18 protein-coding genes are annotated in these 24,080 nt (G+C 70.4%); 12 read left to right on the top strand and 6 right to left on the bottom strand.

Annotation, left to right across the window (positions count from 1 at the left end):
• Positions 1-41: 41 nt before the first annotated feature.
• The 6 genes from AB0F56_RS19480 to AB0F56_RS19505 all read left to right on the top strand — a co-directional run bounded on the left by AB0F56_RS19480 (position 42) and on the right by AB0F56_RS19505 (position 6,866).
• Complete coding sequence (locus AB0F56_RS19480; RefSeq protein WP_362011032.1) at positions 42-794, top strand: GntR family transcriptional regulator; 753 nt, start codon at positions 42-44, stop codon at positions 792-794.
• Positions 795-989: 195 nt separating this feature from the next.
• Positions 990-2,729, top strand: a complete 1,740-nt coding sequence (locus AB0F56_RS19485) for a hypothetical protein (protein WP_362011033.1) — start codon at positions 990-992, stop codon at positions 2,727-2,729.
• A gap of 156 nt (positions 2,730-2,885) precedes the next feature.
• A complete protein-coding gene (locus AB0F56_RS19490) occupies positions 2,886-3,065 on the top strand; it encodes an SPOR domain-containing protein (RefSeq protein WP_362011035.1) in 180 nt (59 codons plus the stop codon).
• 46 nt (positions 3,066-3,111) lie between these two features.
• Positions 3,112-3,555, top strand: a complete 444-nt coding sequence (locus AB0F56_RS19495; protein ID WP_362011037.1) for a (deoxy)nucleoside triphosphate pyrophosphohydrolase — start codon at positions 3,112-3,114, stop codon at positions 3,553-3,555.
• Positions 3,556-3,698: 143 nt separating this feature from the next.
• Positions 3,699-4,139, top strand: coding sequence for an ATP-binding protein (locus tag AB0F56_RS19500; protein ID WP_362011039.1), 441 nt, complete (start codon positions 3,699-3,701; stop codon positions 4,137-4,139).
• Between the two features lie 147 nt (positions 4,140-4,286).
• Entirely contained in the window at positions 4,287-6,866 is a 2,580-nt protein-coding gene (locus tag AB0F56_RS19505) for a SpoIIE family protein phosphatase (protein ID WP_362011042.1), read from the top strand.
• 83 nt (positions 6,867-6,949) lie between these two features.
• Here the strand turns inward: AB0F56_RS19505 and AB0F56_RS19510 are convergent, their stop codons facing one another.
• On the bottom strand, positions 6,950-7,657 hold the full coding sequence (locus AB0F56_RS19510) for a PspA/IM30 family protein (RefSeq protein ID WP_362011044.1): 708 nt from the start codon (positions 7,655-7,657) through the stop codon (positions 6,950-6,952).
• A gap of 59 nt (positions 7,658-7,716) precedes the next feature.
• On the bottom strand, positions 7,717-9,801 hold the full coding sequence (locus tag AB0F56_RS19515; RefSeq protein WP_362011452.1) for a TPM domain-containing protein: 2,085 nt from the start codon (positions 9,799-9,801) through the stop codon (positions 7,717-7,719).
• 172 nt (positions 9,802-9,973) lie between these two features.
• Here AB0F56_RS19515 and AB0F56_RS19520 point away from each other — a divergent pair, with 172 nt between their 5' ends.
• Positions 9,974-10,993 carry a hypothetical protein gene (locus AB0F56_RS19520; RefSeq protein WP_362011046.1) on the top strand — a complete coding sequence of 340 codons (1,020 nt, stop codon included), beginning with the start codon at positions 9,974-9,976 and terminating at the stop codon, positions 10,991-10,993.
• Between the two features lie 200 nt (positions 10,994-11,193).
• Here the strand turns inward: AB0F56_RS19520 and AB0F56_RS19525 are convergent, their stop codons facing one another.
• The 4 genes from AB0F56_RS19525 to AB0F56_RS19540 all read right to left on the bottom strand — a co-directional run bounded on the left by AB0F56_RS19525 (position 11,194) and on the right by AB0F56_RS19540 (position 15,057).
• Positions 11,194-11,964, bottom strand: a complete 771-nt coding sequence (locus AB0F56_RS19525) for a succinate dehydrogenase/fumarate reductase iron-sulfur subunit (protein ID WP_362011049.1) — start codon at positions 11,962-11,964, stop codon at positions 11,194-11,196.
• On the bottom strand, positions 11,961-13,853 hold the full coding sequence (locus AB0F56_RS19530; protein WP_362011052.1) for a fumarate reductase/succinate dehydrogenase flavoprotein subunit: 1,893 nt from the start codon (positions 13,851-13,853) through the stop codon (positions 11,961-11,963). Before AB0F56_RS19530 ends, AB0F56_RS19525 begins: the two co-directional genes overlap by 4 nt.
• Before the next feature lies 1 nt (position 13,854).
• Positions 13,855-14,691 carry a hypothetical protein gene (locus AB0F56_RS19535; protein ID WP_362011055.1) on the bottom strand — a complete coding sequence of 279 codons (837 nt, stop codon included), beginning with the start codon at positions 14,689-14,691 and terminating at the stop codon, positions 13,855-13,857.
• 138 nt (positions 14,692-14,829) lie between these two features.
• Entirely contained in the window at positions 14,830-15,057 is a 228-nt protein-coding gene (locus tag AB0F56_RS19540; RefSeq protein WP_362011057.1) for a hypothetical protein, read from the bottom strand.
• Between the two features lie 264 nt (positions 15,058-15,321).
• Between AB0F56_RS19540 and AB0F56_RS19545 the strand changes: the two genes are divergently transcribed.
• The 5 genes from AB0F56_RS19545 to AB0F56_RS19565 all read left to right on the top strand — a co-directional run bounded on the left by AB0F56_RS19545 (position 15,322) and on the right by AB0F56_RS19565 (position 24,071).
• On the top strand, positions 15,322-17,787 hold the full coding sequence (locus AB0F56_RS19545) for an ABC transporter substrate-binding protein (RefSeq protein WP_362011060.1): 2,466 nt from the start codon (positions 15,322-15,324) through the stop codon (positions 17,785-17,787).
• Positions 17,788-18,117: 330 nt separating this feature from the next.
• Positions 18,118-20,019, top strand: a complete 1,902-nt coding sequence (typA, locus tag AB0F56_RS19550) for a translational GTPase TypA (protein ID WP_362011063.1) — start codon at positions 18,118-18,120, stop codon at positions 20,017-20,019.
• Positions 20,020-20,458: 439 nt separating this feature from the next.
• Positions 20,459-22,078 carry an ABC transporter substrate-binding protein gene (locus AB0F56_RS19555; RefSeq protein ID WP_362011064.1) on the top strand — a complete coding sequence of 540 codons (1,620 nt, stop codon included), beginning with the start codon at positions 20,459-20,461 and terminating at the stop codon, positions 22,076-22,078.
• Between the two features lie 126 nt (positions 22,079-22,204).
• A complete protein-coding gene (locus AB0F56_RS19560) occupies positions 22,205-23,134 on the top strand; it encodes an ABC transporter permease (RefSeq protein ID WP_362011067.1) in 930 nt (309 codons plus the stop codon).
• Positions 23,127-24,071 (top strand): ABC transporter permease, encoded by a 945-nt coding sequence (locus tag AB0F56_RS19565; protein WP_362011070.1) that lies wholly within the window; start codon positions 23,127-23,129, stop codon positions 24,069-24,071. The genes AB0F56_RS19560 and AB0F56_RS19565 overlap by 8 nt, the downstream gene beginning before the upstream one ends.
• Positions 24,072-24,080: the final 9 nt, after the last annotated feature.

Genomic DNA, 24,080 nt, shown 5'->3' on the forward strand with positions numbered 1-24,080 from the left:
TGTCAGTCTGTAGCTGTCCGTCAACCTGAGGGGAGTGTCCTGTGACGTTCGGTGAGCAGCCCGCCTATTTGCGCGTGGCGAGCGATCTCCGGAAGAAGATCGCCAACGGCTCGCTTCCGCCGCATACCCGTCTCCCCTCGCAGGCACGCATCCGCGAGGAGTACGGGGTCTCGGACACCGTGGCCCTGGAGGCCCGCAAGGTGCTGATGGCCGAGGGGCTCGTCGAGGGCCGCTCGGGTTCGGGGACCTACGTGCGGGAGCGGCCGGTGCCGCGCCGGATCGCCCGCTCCGGATACCGGCCGCCGTCCGGCGCCAACCCCTTCCGTCAGGAGCAGGCCGCCGACGGGGCGCGTGGCACCTGGGAGTCCAGCAGCGAGCAGGACCTCGCGAGCGCCGCGGTGGCCGCCCGGCTCGGGATCGAGCCCGGGGAGCGCGTGATGCGCACGCGGTACGTGTACCGGGACGCGGGCGAGCCGATGATGCTCTCCACCTCCTGGGAGCCGCTCGCGGTCACGGGGCGGACGCCCGTGATGCTGCCCGAGGAGGGGCCGCTCGGCGGCTGCGGGGTCGTGGAGCGGATGGCGGCGATCGACGTGGTCGTGGACAACGTGGTGGAGGAGGTCGGCGCCCGTCCGGGGCTCGCGGAGGAGCTCCTCGCGCTCGGCGGCGTCCCGGGGCACGTGGTGATGGTCGTGGAGCGGACGTACTACGCCTCGGGGCGCGCGGTGGAGACCGCCGACGTCGTGGTCCCGGCCGACCGCTACCGCATCGCGTATCACCTGCCGGTGCGCTGACGGACCGTCCGGCGGTTCTCGACCGCCGGTTCGTGACCGCTCGTCGGACAGGGTCGTCCGGGCCGCGTTGCCGGGAGTTTACGAGCCGTCAACTCCCGTAACCGCCTGGCAACCGCGTGCTGACGCGCGCCGTCACGCCCCGCTCCTACCTTCCTCGTCCGTACCCGCACACCGGTCGGACGACAGGAACCCTCCATGACGGATACGGTCACCCCAGCCGAGACCCCGGCTGCCGCGCCGCCACCCCGCCGCAGTTACGCCAAGCTGGCCGCCGACGAGAGCCGCGAGGACTACTCGCTCCGCTACGCGCCGCACTCCTTCCGCCGCTGGTCGCCCTCGATGGTGGCCGGCACCGCGCTCGGCGGCATCGCCTATCTCGCCGACTTCGCCATCGGCGCCTCGATCGTCTTCACCTACGGCTTCACGAGCGGTCTCGCCTCGATCCTCACCGCCGCGGCGATCATCTTCCTCACCGGCATCCCGATCGCCAAGGCCTGCGCGACGTACGGCCTGGACATGGACCTGGTGACCCGGGGTGCGGGCTTCGGCTACTTCGGCTCCACCCTCACCTCCCTCATCTACGCCTCCTTCACCTTCATCTTCTTCGCGCTCGAAGGCTCGATCATGGCCCAGGCCATGCACCAGGCCGTCGGTCTTCCGGTCGAGATCGGCTATCTGGTCACGACCCTCATCGTGATCCCGATTGTCTTCCGCGGCATGGGTGCCCTCGCCAAGGTCCAGGCCTGGACGCAGCCGATCTGGATCGTCGGCATGGTGCTCCCCTTCGTCGTGCTCGCCTTCGAGGCCCCGGACGCCTGGGGCGCCTTCGCCTCTTTCGGCGGTACGGAAGGGGCGGGTTCGGGCTTCTCCTGGATCGGCTTCGGCCTCGGCACGGGCATCGCGCTCTCGCTCATCGCCCAGATCGGCGAACAGGCCGACTATCTGCGCTTCATGCCCGCGAAGACCGAGGCCAACAAGCGGCGCTGGAACCTCGCCGTGCTCGCCGCCGGACCCGGCTGGGTGATCATCGGCGCGGCCAAGCAGCTCGGCGGCGCGTTCCTCGCCTTCGTCGCCCTGGAGGCCGTCGGCAAGACCCACGCCCTGGAGCCGATCGCCCCGCAGATCGAGGCGCTCAAGCCCTGGCTCGGAACCTTCGCCCTGCCGGCCGCCGCCGTGTTCGTGATCGTCTCGCAGATCAAGATCAATGTGACCAACGCCTACAGCGGCTCGCTGTCCTGGTCGAACTTCTTCTCCCGCGTCACCCACAAGCACCCCGGCCGCGTCTGGTACATCTTCCTCAACCTCGCCATCGCGCTGACGCTGATGGAGATGAACATGTTCGCGGCGCTGGGCAAGCTGCTCGGCTTCTACTCCAACGTCGGCATCGCCTGGATCGCCGCCGTCGCCGCCGACCTCGTCATCAACAAGCGGGCCGGCTGGAGCCCGCCGTACATCGAGTTCAAGCGGGCCTACCTCTACTCCGTGAACCCGGCCGGCTTCGGGGCCATGGTGATCGCCTCGACCGTCTCGATCCTCGCCTTCTTCGGCCTCTTCGGTCCGTACGCGGAGGCCTTCTCCACCTTCATCGCCGCCGGTCTCGCGCTGGTCCTCTGCCCGCTGATCGCCTGGGCCACCAAGGGCCGCTACTACCTGGCCCGCCCGAATCCGGTCTGGGGGCACCCCCAGGCCGGAGGCTCTGGGGGAGGGCCGGACGTCGACGTCGCGGACGTGACGGCCACGCACACCTGCTCCGTCTGCGAGACCGCGTACGAGCTGCCGGACATCGCCGACTGCCCCGTGCAGTCCGGGCCGATCTGCTCGCTGTGCTGCTCACTCGACGCCGAGTGCGGCGACGTCTGCCGCAAGGACCCCGAGGCCGCGGGACCGGTCCTGATGCCGGTGCCGACCGTCCCCCAGACCGCCCCGAAGGTCTGATCTTCGGCCTCCCTCCGTCGGTTCCCGGCCGGATCCGTACCTCTTTGTGAAAACCCGTATCCGCTGTGTAAAGGTCAGGCGTAAGGTCGGGCATATGCGGATTGCCATTTCAGGGAGATCCAAAGAGACGACCGGACCGGCGGAGGGAGAAGCCCGATGACCGACAGCGGCCCTGTCCTGCCCTGGCTGGTCATACGGCAGGACGACAACGGCAACCGCTATCGGGTCGGGCGGTACGCGACGAGGGACGAGGCGCAGCAGGTGGCCGACAGCCTCGACGACCGGGGGCACAAGCAGATGTACTGGGTGGAACGCATCGGCCAGCCGGCGGTCTGACCCGCACCGGCCCGCGCTCCGACCCGCGCGGGTTACGCTCCGGCCCATGACAGAGAGCACGTCCGACCACGTGGCCGACCACGTGGTCGTGGTCGCCGGAGCCCTGTACGACCGGGGGCGTCTGCTGGCCGCGCGCCGCAGCGCCCCCGCCGAACTCGCCGGCCGTTGGGAACTGCCCGGCGGCAAGCTGGAGCCGGGGGAGCGCCCCGAGGAAGCCCTGGTCCGCGAATTGCGCGAGGAACTCGGCGTCGAGACCGAGCCCGGCGAGCGCATCCCCGGCGAGTGGCCGCTGAAGCCCGGATACGTCCTCCAGGTGTGGACGGCCCGGCTGCTCTCCGGCGAACCCCGCCCGCTGGAGGACCACGACGAGCTGCGCTGGCTGGCCCGCCACGAGCTGGACTCCGTCGACTGGCTCGACCAGGACCGCCCCGCCGTCGCCGAGGCCGGGCTGCGCTGGCCGTCCGGCGCCGCCGACGGGGCGCGCGGCTGAGGCTCTACGCCGTTCGTGCCACCGTGCGCCCACTGAGCCCTGCGCCGCGATATCCCGCCCCGAATATCGGGTATGTGCTGATTAACCCCCCGAAAAAGGACGTGGGCCTCCCTTCTGGTGATGGGCTGGGGAAGTGATCGGGCGTGATCGACACCGAAGGCGACCGCGTCGAGTGGCATTTCCCGGCGGAGGCCGATGCCGTGCGCACCGCTCGTCACGCGGTACGCGACACGCTGCGGAGCTGGCGGATCGACGCGTCGGTCGGTGATGTCACCGTTCTGCTGGTCAGCGAGCTGGTGACCAACTCCCTGCGGTACGCATCCGGCCCGATCGGCGTCCGGCTCGTCCACCTCCAGCCCGACCCGGACGGCCCCGCCCACGGTCCCGCCGACGACGCCCACCGCCCCGCCCTGCTCGTGGAGGTCTCCGATCCGCTTCCGGATCCGCCCACCGAGCGGCCCGCGGGACCCGACGACGAGGGCGGGCGCGGCCTCCAGCTCGTGGCTTGTTCCGCGCGGCGCTGGGGCACTCGAAAGGGCAGATCGGGCAAGACAGTGTGGTTCGAGCTGGCCCTGCCGGGTTAAGAGAGGGGAGGGACAACGATCACCATGGTCTCGGCCGGAAATGAACGAGACCACCCTGTGATCGTGAACGTCGTGCCGTCGGGGGCCGTAGTGCTGAATACTGCGGGCATGGCCGGTCCGGTGCGGTGAGCTGGAGGGGACGGTCGCGTGAGCGAGATACCTGAGACGGCGAGCGGCGTCGTGTGGCAGAGCAGCCCGCCCGGCTCGATCTATGACTACATCCGGGTCGCCTCCTTCTCGATAGGGCCCGACGGGCTCGTCGACCAGTGGAGCAGGCGGGCCGTGGACCTCTTCGGCGTGCCTGCCGACGAGGCCGTCGGCAAGGACCCGGTCGAGGCCTTCATGCCCGCCGACCTGCGCGACCGTGGGCGTCGGCGGGTCGCGGAGATCCTCGACGGCCGGGAGTGGACGGGCCTCGTCCCGTTCCGGATACCCGGGCAGAACCGGCGCGAGGGCGTCGCCGAGATGTACGTCATGCCGAGCCAGACCCCGACCGGCGAACGGGCCGCGCTCTGCATCGTCGTGGACGTGCGGGCGCTGCGTCACATCGAGACCGACCTCGCCGCTTCGCAGGCGATTTTCGGCCAATCCCCCTTCGGCTTTCTCCTCTTCGGCACCGACCTCACCGTGCAGCGGGCCAATCAGCGCTTCGCCACGGTCTTCGGCGGCTCGGCCGACGACCATCGGGGCCGTACCGTCCACGACTACCTCTCGCGGCCCGAGGCCGAGCGGATGACCGCCGCGCTCGAGCGGGTCCTGGAGACCGGCGAGTCCGTCACCGAACTGCAGATCGTCGGCGCCCCGCCCGGCTCCACCGAGCGGCGCCACTGGTCGATCAACCTCTACCGCGTGAACAGCGGCTCCGGCCGGGCCGTCGGCGTCGCCGGTCTCGGCATCGACGTGACCCGCCGCCACAACGCGGCCCGCGAGGCGGCCAGCGCCCGCCGCAACCTCGCCCTCCTCAACGAGGCCGGTGCCCGCATCGGCAACTCCCTCGACCTGGAGGCCACCGCCCGCGAGCTGCTCGACGTGGCCGTCCCCGGCTTCTGCGACCTCGCCTCCGTCGACCTCTACCAGGGGCTACTGACCGGCGACGAGGCCCCGCCCGGACGGTGGGGGAGCTCCCACGACGTCGGCTACGGAGCGGGCAGCGCCGAGCTGCGCCGGGTCGCCTTCGCCAGCGCCGTGTCCGACACCCCGCTCAGGAACCCGGAGGCCACGGTCGGCTCCGACGCGAGCGGCGGCTGTTGCGGCACGGGACCCGTCGAGGTCGGTTCCGTCCACCGCTACCCGTTCAACTCGCCCTGCGCCGGAGCGCTCCGCACCGGCCGCGTACGGGCCGTACCCGGCCGCGAGGGCGGACTCGTCCAGTCCACCCTCGTCGTGCCGATGGTCGCCCACGACACCGTCGTCGGCCTCGTGCAGTTCTCCCGGGCCAAGGGCAGCGAGCCCTTCGGGGAGCGGGACCGGGCGCTCGCCGTCGAACTGGCCGCCCGCGCGGCGGTCTGCATCGACAACGCCCGCCTCTACCGCCGCGAACACGAACGGGCCCTGATCCTGCAGCGCAGCCTGCTCCCGCCCGGAGACCCCGAGGCCGCCGGCCTCGACATCGCCTGCCGCTACCTCCCCGGCACCACCGCCACCGAGGTCGGCGGCGACTGGTTCGACGTCATCGAACTCCCCGGCCACCGCACCGCCCTGGTCATCGGCGACGTCATGGGCCGCGGTCTGCGCGCCGCCGTCGCCATGGGCGAACTGCGCACCGCCGTCCGCACCCTGGCCCAGCTCGACCTCGAACCCGCCGAGGTCCTCTCCCACCTCGACGAGATCGCCCGCGGACTCGGCGCCCCGGCGGGCGCACAGCAGAGCGCCCGCGCCCACAAGACCCGGGGGCCGGAACTCTCCGAGGTCTACCTCGCCACCTGCGTCTACGCCGTCTACGACCCGGTCACCCGGCGCTGCACCTTCGCCAACGCCGGCCACCTTCCGCCGGTCCTCGTCGAACCGGGCGAGAAGGCCCTCCTGCTCGACGTGCCCCCCGGGATGCCGCTCGGCGTCGGCGGTGAGCCCTTCGAGGAGGTCGAGGTCGAACTGCCCGAGGGCTCCCTGCTCGCCCTCTACACCGACGGTCTCGTCGAGTCCCGCGACCATCCCCTGGAGGAGGGGCTGACCGCCTTCCGCGGGGCGTTCACCGACACGGCCCTGCCCCTCGAAGACGTCTGCGACCGCGTCCTGACCACCCTTCACACCGGGCACGGCGAGGACGACATCGCCCTCCTGATGGCCCGTATCCAGGGACTGCAGTCCGAGGCGGTGGGGGACTGGCGGCTGCCGAGGGAACCCCGCTCGGTCGGCCGGGCCCGCGAACTGGCCCGTGCCCAGCTCACCGCCTGGGACCTCGAAGCGCTCATCGACACCGTCGAACTGCTCGTCAGCGAACTGGTCACCAACGCCCTGCGCTACGGCGAGGGCGAGATCAGACTCCGGCTGCTGCGCGACCGGACCCTGGTGTGCGAGGTCTGGGACGCCGGGCTCGTCCAGCCGAGACGCCGCCGCGCCCGCGACACCGACGAGGGCGGGCGCGGACTGCAGCTGGTCGGACTCCTCAGCGCCGCCTGGGGATCGCGCCGCACCCCGCGCGGCAAGACCGTCTGGTTCGAACTGCCCCTGCCGGACGGCGAGGGAACCGCGGAACCCACCGTGGAGCAGCTCCTGAGCATGTTCTGACCGCCGACACCGGCACCGGCGTCGCACCCACCCGCGGGCGCTGTTCCACAGGCTCCGCGCCCCCGGGCCCCGCCGGCCGCCGGCTACTTCTTCAGCGCGGCGAGCCGGGCCTCGATCTCCGCGCTGTCGCCGAGCGCGTCCAACTGCTCGAACTGGGCGTCCAGCGAGGACGCGGCCAGCTCCTGCTTGCCCATCGCCTTCGCCTCCTCGCGCCGGACCTTGTCCTCGAAGCGGTTCAGCTCGCTCGTCGGGTCCAGCACGTCGATGTTCTTCACGGCGTCCATCATCGTGTTCTGCGCCTGCGCGGACTTGGCGCGGGCCACCAGCTCGTCCCGCTTCGACTGGAGCTCGCCCAGCTTGGCCTTCATCTGGTCGAGCCCGCTCTTGAGCTTCTCCACCACCTCGGTCTGCGCCGCGATCGTCGGCTCGGCCGTGGCGGCCTCCTTCTCCGACTGGAGCTGCCGTCCAAGCGCCACCTTCGCCAGCTGGTCGAACCGGTCCGCCTCGGCCGTCTGCCCGGCGACCCGCAGCTCGTCCGCCTTCCTGCTCGACGCCAGCGCTTTGTCGCCCCACCCCTTCGCCGCGCCCACGTCCTCCTGGTGGTCCTGCTCCATCAGCCGCAGATTGCCGATCGTCGTCGCGACCGCCTGCTCGGCCTCCGAGATGTTGTTGCTGTAGTCGCGGATCAGCTGGTCCAGCATCTTCTGCGGGTCCTCGGCCTGGTCCAGCAGGGCGTTGATGTTGGCCTTCGCCAGCTGGGTGACTCGGCCCAGGATGGTCTGCTTGCTCATGGTCCTTCTCCTTGAACACCGGGGGACTGAACAGGGAACTGAACAGGGGGCGGAAAGGGTCAGAAACGGCCGCCGCCGCCCAGTCGGCCGCGGGTCCCGCCGCCACCGAAACTGCCGGGGCCGCCACCGAACCCGCCCCCGCCGAAACCTCCACCGAATCCCCCGCCATGTCCCCCGCCTCCCCTTCCTCCGCCGAACAGTCCGCCGAGGATGATGCCGCCGAGCACCGCTCCACCGAGCCCGCCGCCACCTCCCACTCCTGATACACCGCCCAGGCCGTTCGGGTTCCCATACGTACGGACGTCCTGCTCGGCGAGCTCCTGCGCGCGCCGTGCCAGCCCGTCCGCCTGCTGGGCCTCGGCGAGCGCCGACTGCGGGTCCTCGGCGTCCGCGAGGGCCCCGGCCTTCTCCAGCCGCCGCTGGGCCTCGGCCAGGCGGGTCCTGGCCTCGCTGCCCACGGCGCCGCGGTGGGTCGTGATGTAGTCGGCGGCCGCGCCGATCGCGGAACGGGCCGTCAGCATCACCTGATCGAGGAGCGCGCGGGCGCGCCGCGTGCCCGACTCGCGCTCCCGTGCGCCGGCCAGCGCCTCGTCGAGCACCGCGTCGGCCTCCTCGACCCGGCGCAGCGCGTCGAGCGGGTCGTAGCGGCCCGCCTCGATCGTCCGGTGCACGTCGGCGACGACCGACTCCGCCCGGGCGATGCGGCCCTGGAGGTCGGCGGTGGAGACGCCCTCGGCGGTGCCCTGGAGCAGGCCGCGGGCGTCGGCGAGGTCCGCCTCGGTCTCGGAGAGCGCGGTCGGCAGCTTGCCCACGGCCTCGGCCAGTTCCTGCGCCCGCCGGTCCACGGCCTCGCTCAGCCGGGCCGCCTGGTCGACGGCCCCCTCGGCCGCCCGGATGTGGACCGCCGCCGTGCCGTTGTCGCCGGAGTCGACGGCCTGCCGGGCCTGGTTCAGATGCGTGGTCGCGAACACCAGCCGGTCCTTCGCCTGTTCCACGTCGCCGGCGACGGGCGAGGCGGCCGACTCGGCGTACCGCTCCCGCATCGCCGTGAGCGCCGCCTCCGCCGTGCCGACGTGGCCGGTCTGCTCGCGGAAGGCGGCCTCCGCATGGGCGAGCGCGTCGGGAGCGTTCTGCTCCAGGGCGCGCAGCCGGTCGAAGTCCTCGGACTCGGCGTCGAGCCGGGCGTTCGCCTCGGCGCAGCGCCGGAGGATCTCGTCCAGCATCGAGCGGCGGGTCGCGTCGTCCTCGGGGAAGGCGTCGTCGAGCTTCTGCCGCAGCCGGAACGCGGCCGTCAGCTCCTCCTTCGCGAAGGCCACCGCGTCGGTGAACGGCTGGGCGGCCTCCTCGCCGAACTGGGCGGTCGCGAAGCCGAGTTCCTCCTGGCTCGTGCGGACTGCGTCGTCGGTGTCGACGAGCGCCTGCCGTGCCTGCTTGTCCAGCTCCTCCAGCGGGAGCTCCGCGGGTTCCTTCGGAGCGCCCCAGCCCTGCCCGGCCTGTGGCTTCGCCGCCCCGCCACCGCCACGGCCGCCGGGGCCGGTTCGGCGCCGGCGCCGGGTCCAGGCGTACGCGGCGACGACGCCCGCGCCGCCGACGAGGACGACCGGGAGGACCAGGTCGGTCCCCGAGGTGCCGTCGGCGGCCGCGCCGCCGGGATCGGCCGGGCCGGGTGTGATCGTGGGCGTGGGCACGGGCTGTCCGGCGAGGACGGCGTCGTAGCCGTTCGCCGCGCCGATCGCGGCGCCCGCCCAGTCGTTCTGCCGCAGCGCGGGCTCGATCGAGGTCCGGGCGACGTCGTCGAGCTGGGTCTGGGTGAACCGGGAGCCGGGGTCGGCGGAGTAGCCGTACTGACGGTCGTGGGTGGCCACCGCGAGCAGGACGTCATCCACGCCGAGCCCGTTGCGCTGGGCCGTGGCGTCGGCCCAGCTCTGGCCCGAGCGCCCGGAGAAGTCCCGTACGTACACGACGAAGAGCTGCACCCGGCGGTCGTCGTAGAGCTGGTCGAGGGCCCGGACGACTGCGCCGCGGCGGTCGCCCAGCGCACCCACCGTGTCGGTGATCTGGCCGTCGCGGGAGAGCACGACGGGGTCGTCGGCCCGGGCGCCGTGAACGGCCGGCACGACCAGCCACCACGCCGCCACCAGCATCGCGAGAAGGGCTCGGGTGGCTGTTCGCGTCACAGGGGGAGGTTATGTCCCGATCTGTCGGCCCGCGACCGGGCCGCGACCGGGCGGAAACCATTCTCCACAGCCCTGCGTCACTGTCAGTAGCCGCCGCTACGGTGGTGCTCACGTAACGAACACGATCTTGGGGGCTCGGGTGGACGGTCGCGTACGACGCTGGTGGCGGCGGGGGCGCTGGGTCGCGCTCGGCCTGGCCCTGCTCCTGATCCTGCCGACGGCGGGCAGCGCGCTCGCGCTGCGCCTCAACTACACGGGAGACCTCCGCGAGGGGACCAAGACCCGGGGCAAGGACGCGATCTGGCTGGGCCACGCCTGGGTCGACGGCCGGAAGAAGGACGCCGACCTCGCCGCCTTCGCCGCGCGTATCAAGGGGACGGGGATACGGGACCTGTACGTCCACGCCGGCCCGCTGGAGCACGACGGCACCCTGCCCGCCGCGCGCTACCCCCGCGCCGCCTGGCTCATCGACGCCGTCCACCGGACGATGCCCGGCATACGGGTGCACGCCTGGCTCGGCGACATCCTGGCCACCGAGGGCCCCGAGGGGCTGCGCCTGGAGGACGCGGCCTCACGGGCCGCCGTCGTGGGCTCGGCCCGCCAGATCCTGGACGCCGGCTTCGACGGGGTCCACTTCGACCTGGAGCCCCTGCTCTCGGACGATGCGCACTATCTGTCCCTCCTGGACGACCTCGGCGAGCTGACCAGGGCCCGCAAGGCCCCGCTCTCCGTCGCCGCCCACCAGATCGACCCCCTGCCCGCGCTGCACTCGGTGAACGGCGCGATCAGCGGCAGCGAGAAGTGGTGGTCGCAGGAGTTCTTCGGCCAGGTCGCCCGCCGGGTCGACCAGATAGCCGTCATGTCGTACGACACCTGGATGCCGCTGGAGGGCATGTACGGCGGGTACGTGGCCCAGCAGACGAGCCTCGCCCTGGAGGTCACGCCCGAGACGACCGACCTGCTGATGGGGCTGCCGTTCTTCCACGAGGACGACCTCGGCCACCACGACTCGGCCGAGACCGTCGCGGCCGCGATCCGCGGCACCAGGCTGGGCCTGGGCCGTACGGACCACGACCGCGAGCGGTTCGGGGTCGCGCTCTACGTCGACTTCGCCGCGAAGGAGGAGGACTGGGCGTCCTACCGCCGCGACTGGCACTGACCCACCGCCGAGGGCGGGCCCGGCCTGGACCGCCCGGACCGCCCGGACCCGCCCGGCTCGGCCCGGACCCGCCCGGCTCGGCCCGGACCGCCCGGACCGCCCGGACCGCCCGGACCGCCCGGACCGCCCGGACCGCCCGGCTCGGCCCGGACCCGCCCGGCTCGGCCCGGACCCGCCCGGCTCGGGCCGACCCGCCCGCCCTACGCCCCCCGCCGCCGGATCTTGTTGCCCAGCCACACCAACGGGTCGTACGAGCGGTCCACGACCCGTTCCTTCAGGGGGATCAGGGCGTTGTCGGTGATCTTGATGCCCTCCGGGCAGACCTCCGTGCAGCACTTGGTGATGTTGCAGTAGCCGAGCCCGTGCTCCTCCTGGGCCGTCCGCTTCCGGTCGAGCCCGGACTCGGCCGCCGCGTCCAGCGGGTGCATGTCCAGCTCCGCGACCCGCATCAGGAAGCGCGGCCCGGCGAACGCCGTCTTGTTCTCCTCGTGGTCGCGCACCACATGACAGGTGTCCTGGCACAGGAAGCACTCGATGCACTTGCGGAACTCCTGCGAGCGCTCCACATCCATCTGCCGCATCCGGTACTCGCCCGGAGCCACCCCCTCGGGCGGCACGAAGGCCGGGATCTCCCGCGCCTTCGTGTAGTTGAAGGACACGTCCGTCACCAGGTCCCGCACCACGGGGAAGGCCCGCAGCGGGGTGATGGTGAGCGTCTCGGCGCGGTCGAAGGTCGACATCCGGGTCATGCACAGCAGCCGTGGCCGCCCGTTGATCTCGGCGGAGCACGAACCGCACTTGCCCGCCTTGCAGTTCCACCGCACGGCGAGGTCCGGGGCCTGGGTCGCCTGCAGCCGGTGGACGATGTCGAGGACCACCTCGCCGTCGTGCACCTCGACCGTGAAGTCCGTCAGCTCCCCGCCGTCGGTGTCGCCCCGCCACACCCTGAAGTGCGCGTCATAGGTACTCACTCGTACAGCTCCTCCTCGGCGAGGTACTTGACCAGCTCCTCCTTCTCGAACAGCGCGAGGAGGTCCGGACGGATGGGTTCCGTACGTGTCCGTTCGAGCGCGATGCCGTCGTCCCCCGTACGCGCCGGGTGGCAGAGCAGGTTCACCGGCCGCCACACCCGCTCCATCGACGGGTAGTCCTCCCGGGTGTGCCCGCCCCGGCTCTCGGTCCGCTCCAGCGCCGCGCGGGCCACGCACTCGCTCACGAGCAGCATGTTCCGCAGGTCGAGCGCCAGGTGCCAGCCCGGGTTGAACTGCCGGTGCCCCTCGACCCCGGCCCGCCGTGCCCGGACGCGCAGCTCGGCGATCCGCTCCAGGGCCTCGGCCATCTCGCCCTCCCGCCGGATGATCCCGACGAGGTCGTTCATGGTCTGCTGGAGCTCCTGGTGGAGGGTGTACGGATTCTCCGCCGAAGGCTCCTCCGCCGCGCCGAACGGCGCCAGGGCCTCGGCGGCGGCCGCCTCGATCCCCGCCTCCGTGACCGCCCCACGCTCCGCCGCGGTCGCGTACTCCGCCGCGTGCCACCCCGCCCGCCGCCCGAAGACCAGCAGGTCGGAGAGGGAGTTGCCGCCCAGCCGGTTGGATCCGTGCATCCCGCCCGCGACCTCACCCGCCGCGAAGAGCCCCGGCACGCCCACGGTCGCCGCCGTGTCCGAGTCGACCGCGACGCCGCCCATCACGTAGTGGCAGGTCGGCCCGACCTCCATCGCCTCCGCCGTGATGTCGACGTCCGCCAGCTCCTTGAACTGGTGGTACATCGAGGGCAGCCGCCGCTTGATCACCTCGGCCGGCATCCGGGTCGACACGTCCAGGAAGACCCCGCCGTGCGGCGACCCGCGCCCCGCCTTCACCTCGGAGTTGATGGCCCGGGCCACCTCGTCGCGCGGCAGCAGTTCGGGCGGGCGCCGGTTGTTGTCCGGGTCCTCGTACCAGCGGTCGCCCTCCTCCTCCGTCTGCGCGTACTTCTCCTTGAAGACGTCGGGGATGTAGTCGAACATGAACCGCTTGCCCTCGGAGTTGCGCAGCACCCCGCCGTCCCCGCGCACCGACTCGGTGACGAGGATCCCCTTCACGGACGGCGGCCAGACCATCCCGGTCGGGTGGAACTGCACGAACTCCATGTTCACCAGCGGCGCGCCCGCGAGCAGCGCGAGCGCGTGCCCGTCGCCGGTGTACTCCCAGGAGTTGGACGTCACCTTGAAGGACTTGCCGATCCCGCCGGTGGCCAGGACCACGGCCGGCGCCTCCAGGACGAAGAAGCGGCCGGTCTCCCGCTCGTAGCAGAACACCCCCGCCACACGCCCCGACTCGTCCCGCAGGATCTGGGTGACCGTGCACTCCTGGAAGACCTTGAGCCGGGACTCGTACTCCCCGGTCTCCCGGAAGTCCTCCTGCTGGAGGGCGACGGCCTTCTGCTGGAGCGTACGGATCAGTTCCAGGCCGGTCCGGTCGCCGACGTGCGCGAGGCGCGGGTACTCGTGGCCGCCGAAGTTGCGCTGGGAGATCCGGCCGTCCGGTGTGCGGTCGAAGAGGGCGCCCCAGGTCTCCAGCTCCCAGACCCGGTCGGGCGCCTCGCGCGCGTGCAGCTCCGCCATCCGCCACTGGTTGAGGAACTTGCCGCCGCGCATGGTGTCGCGGAAGTGGGTCTGCCAGTTGTCGTGCGGGTTGGCGTTGGCCATGGAGGCGGCGATTCCGCCCTCGGCCATCACTGTGTGGGCCTTGCCGAACAGCGACTTGCAGATGACGGCCGTCCGCGCGCCCCGCTCGCGCGCCTCGATCGCGGCGCGCAGTCCGGCGCCACCCGCGCCGACCACGACCACGTCCCACTGCTGCCGGTCGACTCGCGTCATGTCAGAAGATCCTCGGGTCGTCGAAGGTGCCGGTGGCGAGCAGGTACACGTACAGGTCGCAGACCGCGACCGAGACCAGGGAGGCCCAGGCGAGCACCATGTGACGGGTGTTGAGGCGCCCGACGAGGCTCCACGCGCGGTAGCGCACCGGGTGCCGGGAGAAGTGCTTGAGCCGCCCGCCGACGATGTGCCGGCAGGAATGGCAGGAGAGCGTGTACGCCCAGATCAGTACGGTGTTGATCAGGAAGATCACGGTCCCCAGGCCCGCGTGGCCCCACGCGTAGGAGGAGTCCCGGAAGGTCAGCACGGCGTCGTACGTGAGGATCGCGGCGACCGGGAGCGCGGTGTAGAAGAAGTACCGGTGGACGTTCTGCAGGATCAGCGGGAAGCGGGTCTCGCCGGTGTACGTCGTGTGCGGCTCGGCGACCGCGCAGGCCGGCGGAGAGGCCCAGAAGCCCCGGTAGTACGCCTTGCGGTAGTAGTAGCAGGTCAGCCGGAAGCCGAGCGGGAAGATGAGGATCAGCAGGGCGGGGGAGAGGCCCCACCAGCTGCCGAAGATCTCCCAGTTGGGGCCGTCCTTCATCGGGACGCAGTTCTCGGCGAGGCAGGGCGAGTAGAACGGCGAGACGTAGGGGGCCGCGTAGTAGTCGCTGTTGGCGAAGGCTCGCCAGGTGGAGTACGCGACGAAGGCGAGCAGCCCGGCGGCGGTGGCGGCGGGCGCCAGCCACCAGCGGTCGGTCCGGAGGTGGCGCGGCGCGATGGCCGCACGGGAAGGGGAGTGCACGCCGGTGGCGCGCACCCCCCTTCCGGTGGACGGCGGTTCGGTTCCTGTGGCCAAGGTCGGTCTCCTGGGTCCGGGGATCGGTCCGGGATCTCCTGGCGCCGGGATCTCCTGGGGCCGAGCGGGATCGCCTAGGTCTGAGATCGCCCAGGTCCGAGATCTCCCGGCTCGCGGATCTCCTGGCTCCGGGATCTCCTAAGGCGCGTGCCGGTCGCGCGCTCCCAGGCCCTCGTCGTCGGAGTCCGTCCACAGCCCGCTGTCGTACGGGGTGTCGGGGATCGTCACGAGGTTCTCGGGGCGGCCCTGCGGCGGTCCCGGGGTGACGCCCTTCTCCGCCGCGATGCTGCGTTCCAGTTGTCCGACCGTGCGAACCAGGTCTTCGAGGCAGCCCTTGACGGCCGCCAAATCGTCCTGAAGGGACATGGATTGCCCTCACTTCCGCGAGTGCGGGTGGCGAACACGCGATGGGGGGAGAGTGTCGCGCGTCACATCCCGCTTGTGAAGCCATGTGTACGGGATTCCACTCGTCCGGAGAGCGGCGCCGCCCGGCGGTTGGGCCGCACGGGTGGGTTTGCCCCGTCCTGTCGCCGTGTCGCCGTGGCCGGATCCGGTCCGTCCTTTTCAGTGTATGAGCAATAGGTGTGATCATCGCCAAATGGCATAAAACTGGACGAAGGGGTACAAGTCATGTCCCAGGTCGGCGCCCCTCGCGGGAGGACATGCTCCAGGAGCCCCCGCTCCCGCACGCTCCGTTCCGTCGCCACGCTCACCAGTGCCGTGCTCGCCATCTCCGTCCTGGCCGGATGCAGCTCCGGCGACGGAGCGGAAGAGGCGACCGCCGCCGCCCCCGACCACGCGCCGGCCGCGCGGGACCAGGTGAAGGACGGCTCCACGCTGAACTGGGCCGTGGACGCGATGCCCACCACCCTCAACACCTTCCAGGCCGATGCCGACGGCGCCACCTCCCGCATCGCCGGGGCCGTACTCCCCGCGCTCTACACCCTCGACGGGCGCGGCCGGCCGCAGCGCAACCCGGACTACCTGGAGTCCGCGCAGGTCGTCGAGACGGAGCCGAAGCAGGTCGTCCTCTACAAGCTCAACCAGCAGGCGGTGTGGAGCGACGGCCGCGAGATCGGCGCCCCCGACTTCGTCGCGCAGTGGCGGGCCCTGAACGGCCGGGACACCGCGTACTGGACCGCCCGCAACTCCGGCTACGAGCGGATCGAGAAGATCGAGCGCGGCAAGAACGACCTGGAGGTACGGGTCACCTTCGGCAAGCCGTACGCCGACTGGCAGTCCCTCTTCACCCCCCTCTACCCGAAGGAGGTGATGGGCTCCCCGAACTCCTTCAACGACGGCGCGCGGACCACTCTGAAGGCGACCGCAGGACCGTTCCTGCTCAAGGCCTCCGACCCCAAGGCCAGTACGGTCACCCTCACCCGGAACCCGCGCTGGTGGGGCCAGCCCGCCAAGCTCGACCAGATCGTCCTGAAGGCCGTGGCCCGTAAGGACCGGATCGCCGCGCTCGCCGCCGGCACCCTCGATCTGGCCGAGATCGATCGGTCGGCCGCCGACCGCATCGCGCTCGCGGTACGGGACGCCCGCGCCGGCCAGAGCGGCGCGCAGGCCCTCTCCCACGGGCCGGGCGCCGGGATCACCCCGTCGGCGGCCCTGAAGTCCTGGGCCCTCGCCAACGGCTCCGACGAGGAGAAGGCGGAGACGGTCCGGGTCGCGCGCGAGAAGAACCAGCAGGCCATCGACCGGTACGCGGAGGAGCAGCGGGCGCTCGGGAAGCTGGTGGTCCGCAAGTCGCTGGAGCCCGCGTACACCCAACTCTCGCTGAACGGCGAGAACGGTCCGCTCGCCGACGAGCGGGTACGGCGGGCGGTGGCCCGCGCGCTCGACCGCCAGGAACTGGCCGAATCCGTACTGAAGCCGCTGGGTCTTCCGGCCAACCCTCCGGGCAGCCACCTGGCCCTGGCGGGACAGGCGGCGTACGCGGACAGCAGCGACGCGCTCGGCGCCCAGGACGCCAACGAGGCACGGGCCCTGCTCGCGGACGCCGGGTGGGTGCCGGGCGGCGCGGCGAAGAAGCCCGCGGGGACGAAGGCGGGCAGCGAGGCGGTGGAGAAGGGCGCCGGCGCCGACAAGAAGACGGACGCGGAGAAGAAGGCGGACGCCGGGAAGACCGAGGCGGACAAGAAGGCCGACGCCGAGAAGAAGACGTCCGACAAGGCCCAGAAGCCCGGCGCCGATACCGCCTCCGACGAGGGCCTCTACATCGTCGGCGACGACAAGCCGGGCGGCACCGCCGTCCGCGCCGACGGCAAGGCGCCCGAGCCCGTGATCGGCGCCGGCGGACCGGAGAACGGCACGAACATCCTCGCCCCCGCCCCGGGCGCGGCCCTCCAGAACATGGCCGTGCTCCGCCAGGCCACCCTCCTCGACACCGCCGCGGGACGGGACACGGACACCGAGGCCAAGGCCCAGAACCCGGCCGTGGGCCCCGACAAGGGCGTCGCCGGGGCCTACGCCCCGCGCGGCACCGCCGCCCCCGCCGTGCCGGCCGCCGCCACCGGGGCCCTCGGCAAGGACGGCAAGCCGCTCAACCTGCGGTTCGTCCTGCCGTCGGGCCCCGGCTCGGAGTCGCTCCGCGCGGTCGGCGACAAGATCGTGCGGATGCTCGACGCGATCGGCATCCGTACCGAGATCACCAAGGTCGCCGACGAGAGCTTCTTCAAGGACCACATCGCCGCCGGCGACTACGACCTCGCCCTCTACTCCTGGCCCGCGTCCGCCTTCCCGGCGACCGACGCGCGGCCGATCTTCGCCAAGCCCGAGCCGGCCTCGGACGGCTCCCTCCTGGTCGAGCAGAACTACGCCCGCGTCGGGACGGACCGTATCGACCAGCTGTTCGACCAGGCGGTGGCCACCCTCGACGAGGAGGAGGCCCGCGATCTGGTCCGCCAGGCCGACGCCCGGATCTGGGCGGCTGCCGGATCGATTCCCCTCTACCAGCGCCCCCAGCTGGTGGCGGCCAAGCCCGGCATCGTGAACGCGGGCGCCTGGGGCTTCGCGACCCCGCGCTACCAGGACATCGGCTTCAAGAAGCCGGAGTCGGCCAAGGGCGCGGAGCGCAACATCAAGAAGTAGCCAGAAAGTCGCCGATAAGCAGGCGAAACCGCGTACCGACCCAAGAAACCGCAGGTCGCAACCTCAGAAGCCGCTCAAGTTCCTTGCCCGCCGGTCTCCCCGGCGGGCAGGATCGCGTCCGGCCCCTTGACCCGGCCGGTTCCGCACCCTCGGTGGCCCCCACACACTCCACCGAGGCCCCAAACCTCCCAGTAGACCCTCTCGAATCCGGGCGGGGAAGCCCCTTGCACGGCGGCCCCGTACCATAGGACATAGCCGTGGCGCGTCCGCCCGGCGGGCGTAAGAGGAACCGACGCCGCATCCCACGATCCGAGAGAAGCGCAAGCACCCATGCCCACGCGCCACGACATCCGTAACGTCGCCATCGTCGCCCACGTCGACCACGGCAAGACGACCATCGTCGACGCCATGCTCAAGCAGGCCGGTGCCTTCGCCGCCCACCAGCAGCTCGACGACCGCATGATGGACTCGAACGACCTGGAGCGTGAGAAGGGCATCACGATCCTCGCCAAGAACACGGCGGTGAAGTATCACCCCAAGGACGGCGGGGCCCCGATCACGATCAACATCATCGACACCCCCGGCCACGCCGACTTCGGTGGCGAGGTCGAGCGCGGTCTCTCGATGGTCGACGCGGTCGTCCTCCTCGTGGACGCCTCCGAGGGTCCGCTCCCGCAGACCCGCTTCGTGCTGCGCAAGGCCCTCCAGCAGCGCAAGCCCGTCATCCTCTGCATCAACAAGACGGACCGCCCGGACTCCCGGATCGACGAGGTCGTCAACGAGACCTACGACCTCTTCCTCGACCTGGACGCGGACGAGGACCAGATCGAGTTCCCGATCGTCTACGCCTGCGGCCGCGACGGCGTCGCCTCGCTGACCAAGCCGGAGAACGGCACCGTCCCCGCGGACAGCGACAACCTGGAGCCGTTCTTCTCCGCCATCCTGGAGCACGTCCCGGCCCCGGTGTACGACGAGGAGGCCCCGCTCCAGGCCCACGTCACCAACCTGGACGCCGACAACTTCCTCGGCCGTATCGCGCTCCTCCGCGTCGAGCAGGGCGAGCTGCGCAAGGGCCAGACGGTCGCGTGGATCAAGCGGGACGGCACGATCTCCAACGTCCGCATCACCGAGCTGATGATGACCGAGGCGCTCACCCGCAAGCCCGCCGAGGTCGCCGGCCCCGGTGACATCTGCGCCGTCGCCGGTATCCCGGACATCATGATCGGCGAGACGCTGGCCGACCCGGAGAACCCGATCGCGCTTCCGCTGATCACGGTCGACCAGCCGGCCATCTCCATGACCATCGGCACCAACACCTCGCCGCTCGTCGGCCGCGGTGGCACGGGCAAGGGCGCGGACGCCAAGTCCGCGGTCAAGCAGCGCAAGGTCACCGCCCGCCAGGTCAAGGACCGTCTGGACCGCGAGCTGATCGGTAACGTCTCGCTCCGCGTCCTCGACACCGAGCGTCCCGACGCCTGGGAGGTCCAGGGCCGCGGCGAGCTCGCGCTCGCCATCCTGGTCGAGCAGATGCGCCGCGAGGGCTTCGAGCTGACCATCGGCAAGCCGCAGGTCGTCACCAAGGAGGTCGACGGCAAGATCCACGAGCCCGTCGAGCGCCTCACGGTCGACGTGCCCGAGGAGCACATGGGCGCGGTCACGCAGCTCATGGGTGTCCGCAAGGGCCGCATGGACAACATGTCCAACCACGGCTCCGGCTGGGTCCGCATGGAGTTCGTCGTTCCGTCCCGTGGCCTCATCGGCTTCCGTACGGAGTTCCTGACCAACACCCGCGGTACGGGCATCGCGCACTCGATCCACGAGGGCCACGAGCCGTGGTTCGGCACCCTGACGACCCGTAACAACGGTTCGCTGGTCGCCGACCGCGCGGGTGCGGTCACCGCCTTCGCGATGACCAACCTGCAGGAGCGCGGTGTCCTGTTCACCGACCCCGGCACCGAGGTGTACGAGGGCATGATCGTCGGCGAGAACTCGCGCTCCGACGACATGGACGTGAACATCACCAAGGAGAAGAAGCTCACCAACATGCGCTCCGCCTCCGCCGACTCCTTCGAGGCGATCGTCCCGCCGCGCAAGCTCTCCCTGGAGCAGTCCCTGGAGTTCTGCCGCGACGACGAGTGCGTCGAGGTCACCCCGGAGGCCGTGCGCATCCGCAAGGTCGTCCTGGACCAGAACCAGCGCGGTCGCACCGCGTCGCGCGCCAAGAACGGCTGACGCGCACACAGGTGTGATCTCGGCCGCTGACGTCGGCTGACACCACCTCAGGCACGAGGCCCGGACCCCCGCAGTCACTGTGGGGGTCCGGGCCTTTCGTCAAATCCATTTCATGGGCAGGGTGTCCGGATATCGGCCGTCGCTCTCCGGAACGTGTGTTAACGGTCCGTTTCGCGGGTGTCTGTCTGTGATCGCTTTGTCCGGATTTCGGTCTCATGACCCCTGGCGATGTTGTCAAAACGAGACCACTTAAGTGTGGTTTACAGCCCGGACGTACTTAATAGTTGGCTGCATTGAGCTCGGGTCAATGGGTCACGCACTGTGGGGAGTGCCGACTCACGAGCACACTCGGGGCACATGGAGTGCAATGCCGTCAGGGGTGTCGGCGCACTCGGAGTGCCCTTCTTGTAGTGACAAGTGGACTCATGAGGAGGAACCCATGCGCGGTGCCAAGAGCGCCAAGTGGGTAGTGGGCGCGACCATCGTGGCCCTGGCAGCGACCGCCTGTGGCGGCGGCAGTGGCAAGGACGACAGCGCCTCGAAGGAGAAGGGCAAGCCCGCGGGCTATGTCTCGATCGACGTCGGTGAGCCCCAGAAGCCGCTGATCCCGGCCGACACCAATGAGTCGCTCGGTAGCTACGTCATCCAGTCGCTCTTCACGCAGCTGCTGGACTTCGACGCCTCGGGCAAGATCGTCTACACGAACGCCGAGTCGATCAAGACGACCGACTCCAAGACGTGGACGGTCAAGCTCAAGCCGGGCTGGAAGTTCCACGACGGCACCCCGGTCACGTCGGCGTCGTACGTCAAGGCGTGGAACTGGTACGCCAACATCGAGAACAAGCAGCAGAACGCCTTCTGGTTCGAGGACATCGCCGGCTACGGCGACGTCCACCCGGACAAGGGCGCCCCTGCCAAGAAGGAGATGTCGGGCCTCAAGGTCGTCGACGACACCACCTTCACCATCGAGCTGGCCAAGCCGGTCCCGTACTTCGAGTACAAGCTCGGCTACACCACCTGGGCCCCGCTGCCCGAGTCCTTCTACAAGGACCCGGCCGCGTTCGGTCAGAAGCCGGTCGGCAACGGTCCCTACATCTTCGAGAAGTGGGACCACAAGAAGCTCATCCAGGTCAAGGCCAACCCTGACTACCAGGGCCCGAACAAGGCCAAGAACAAGGGTGTCCTCTTCAAGAACTACGCGACCGTCGAGGCCGCGTACCAGGACCTCCTCTCCGGCAACCTGGACATGATCCGCCAGGTCGGCCCGAAGGACCTGCCGAAGTACAAGCAGGACCTCGGCGACCGCGCGATCGAGCAGCCGTACGCGGCCATCCAGAGCCTCGTCCCGACCTTCTACTCGAAGACCTTCAAGGGCATCAACCCGAAGGTCCTCCAGGGTCTGTCGATGGCGATCGACCGGGACACGATCACGAAGACCGTGCTCAACGGCACCCGCCAGCCGGCCACCAGCTTCATCCCGCAGGGTGTCGCCGGTAAGCAGGACCTCGGCAGCGACGTCTTCAAGTTCAACCCGGCCAAGGCCAAGCAGCTCGTCACCGAGGGCGGCGGCGTTCCGGACAACAAGATCTGGATCCAGTACAACGCCGACGGCGGCCACAAGGAGTGGATCACCGCGGTCTGCGAGTCGATCCGCAACTCCACCGGTGTGGACTGCATCCCGGACGCCAAGCCGGACTTCCAGACCGACCTGGAAGCGCGCGACAACAACCAGGTCAAGGCGATGTACCGCGGTGGCTGGGTCGCCGACTACCCGGTGAACGTCAACTTCATGCGTGAGCTGTACGGCACCACGGCCGAGGCGAACAACGGTCGCTTCTCGGACCCCGAGGTCGACGCCGCGTTCAAGAAGGGCGACAACGCCAAGTCCCTGGAAGAGTCGATCAAGCTCTACCAGGAGGCCGAGAAGCTCGTCCTCACGAAGATGCCGGCCATCCCGCTGTGGGAGTACAAGATCAACGGTGGCCACTCCGCGGCTGTCGACAACGTGACCGTCGACTTCCACGGCGACTTCAACATCACCGAAGTCACCACCAAGTAACGAGCCCTACGGGCCCACCCCACATGGCCGTCACCCCGCCACCGCAACGGCGGTAGGCCCCCGGGGCCGGTTCCCACATCCTGGGACCGGCCCCGGGGGCTGCAGGTATTCATATCGGAGGCAAACATGGGGCGTTATGTCGCGCGGCGACTGCTCCAGATGATCCCGGTCTTCATCGGGTCAACCTTGCTGGTCTTCTCCATGATGTACGCGCTGCCCGGCGATCCCGTGCGCGCGCTCGCCGGAGAGCAGACCGTCGACCCGGCGCAGATCGCTGCGATGAAGAAGGACCTCGGGCTCGACCAGCCGCTCCTCGTGCAGTACGGGACCTACCTCGTCAACCTGCTCCAGGGCGACTTCGGCACGCAGATCGCCAGTGGACAACCGGTCGCGGACATCATCGCGGACGCGTTCCCCATCACGATCAGACTCACCCTGTTCGCCTTCACCTTCACCGCGCTCGTCGGTATCTCCCTCGGTGTCTTCGCCGGACTGAAGGCCGACACGCTCCGGGACCGCGGCCTGCTGGTCCTGACTCTGCTCCTCATCTCCGTTCCCTCGTTCGTCCTCGGCTTCCTGGCGCAGTACTTCTTCGCCCACCAGCTCGGCTGGGTCGACCCGAACGTGAGCGCCGTGGCGGACTGGAACGAACTGGTCCTGCCGGCCGTCGTGCTCGGTTCGCTGTCGCTGGCGTACGTCGCCCGCCTCACGCGTACCTCGATCGCCGAGAACCTGCGCTCCGACTACATGCGCACCGCGGTGGCCAAGGGCCTGCCGCGCCGCCGCATCATCGGCGTCCACCTGATGCGCAACTCGATGATCCCCGTCGTCACCTTCCTCGGCACCGACATCGGCGCCCTGATGGGCGGCGCGGTCGTCACCGAGGGCATCTTCAACGTCCAGGGCGTCGGCTACAACGTCTTCTCCGCGCTGAAGCACCGTGAAGGCGCCACCGTCGTGGGCATCGTGACCCTGATCGTGGTCGTCTATCTCGTCGCCAGCCTGCTCGTCGACCTGCTCTACGCGGTCCTGGACCCGAGGATCCGTTATGCCTGAGGCACTCAAGGAAGCTGTCGCCGGAGAGACTTCGGCGGACGTGTCCGCCGCGCAGCCGGTCGAGAAGCAGGAGAAGCCGCGCAGTCTCTGGTCGGACGCCTGGCACGACCTGCGCCGCAACCCGATCTTCCTGGTCTCCGCCGTGCTGATCGCGGTCCTGCTGACGATGGCCGTCTTCCCCGGCCTGTTCACCAGCGCCGACCCGCGCCACGCGGACCTCGCCAAGCACTACCTGCAGAAGCCCAATTGGGGCAGCTTCTTCGGCGAGGACTGGTTCGGTTACGACATCCAGGGCCGTTCGATCTACGCGCGTGTCATCTACGGTGCCCGCGCCTCGATCGCCGTCGCCGTCGTCGTCACCGTGCTCGTCACCGTCCTCGGCACGATCGTGGGCATGCTCGCCGGCTACTTCGGCGGCTGGGCGGACACGATCCTGTCCCGCATCACGGACATCTTCTTCGGTGTCCCCTTCATCCTCGGCGCGATGGTCGTCCTGACCTCCTTCGAGGAGCGCAAGCTCTGGGTCGTCATCCTCGCCCTGGCCTTCCTGGGCTGGACCCAGATCGCCCGAGTCGCCCGCGGCTCGGTGATCACCATCAAGCAGGCGGACTACGTGATGGCGGCCAAGGCGCTCGGCGCCTCCACCACGCGGATCCTGCTCCGGCACATCCTGCCGAACGCCATCGCCCCGGTCATCGTGGTCGCCACCATCGCGCTCGGCGGCTACATCTCGGCGGAGGCGACGCTCTCCTTCCTCGGTATCGGCCTCGCCGAGCCGACGGTCTCGTGGGGCGTCGACATCTCCTCGGGCCAGGAGCAGCTGCGCAACGCGGCGTTCGTCCTGATCATCCCGTCGGTCATGGTGTCGATCACCGTTCTGGCGTTCATCATGCTCGGCGATGCGGTTCGCAGCGCCCTCGACCCCAAGCTGCGCTAGGAGGGCGTA

The sequence above is a fragment of the Streptomyces sp. NPDC026092 genome (genome assembly GCF_040638605.1).
Lineage (GTDB): Bacteria > Actinomycetota > Actinomycetes > Streptomycetales > Streptomycetaceae > Streptomyces.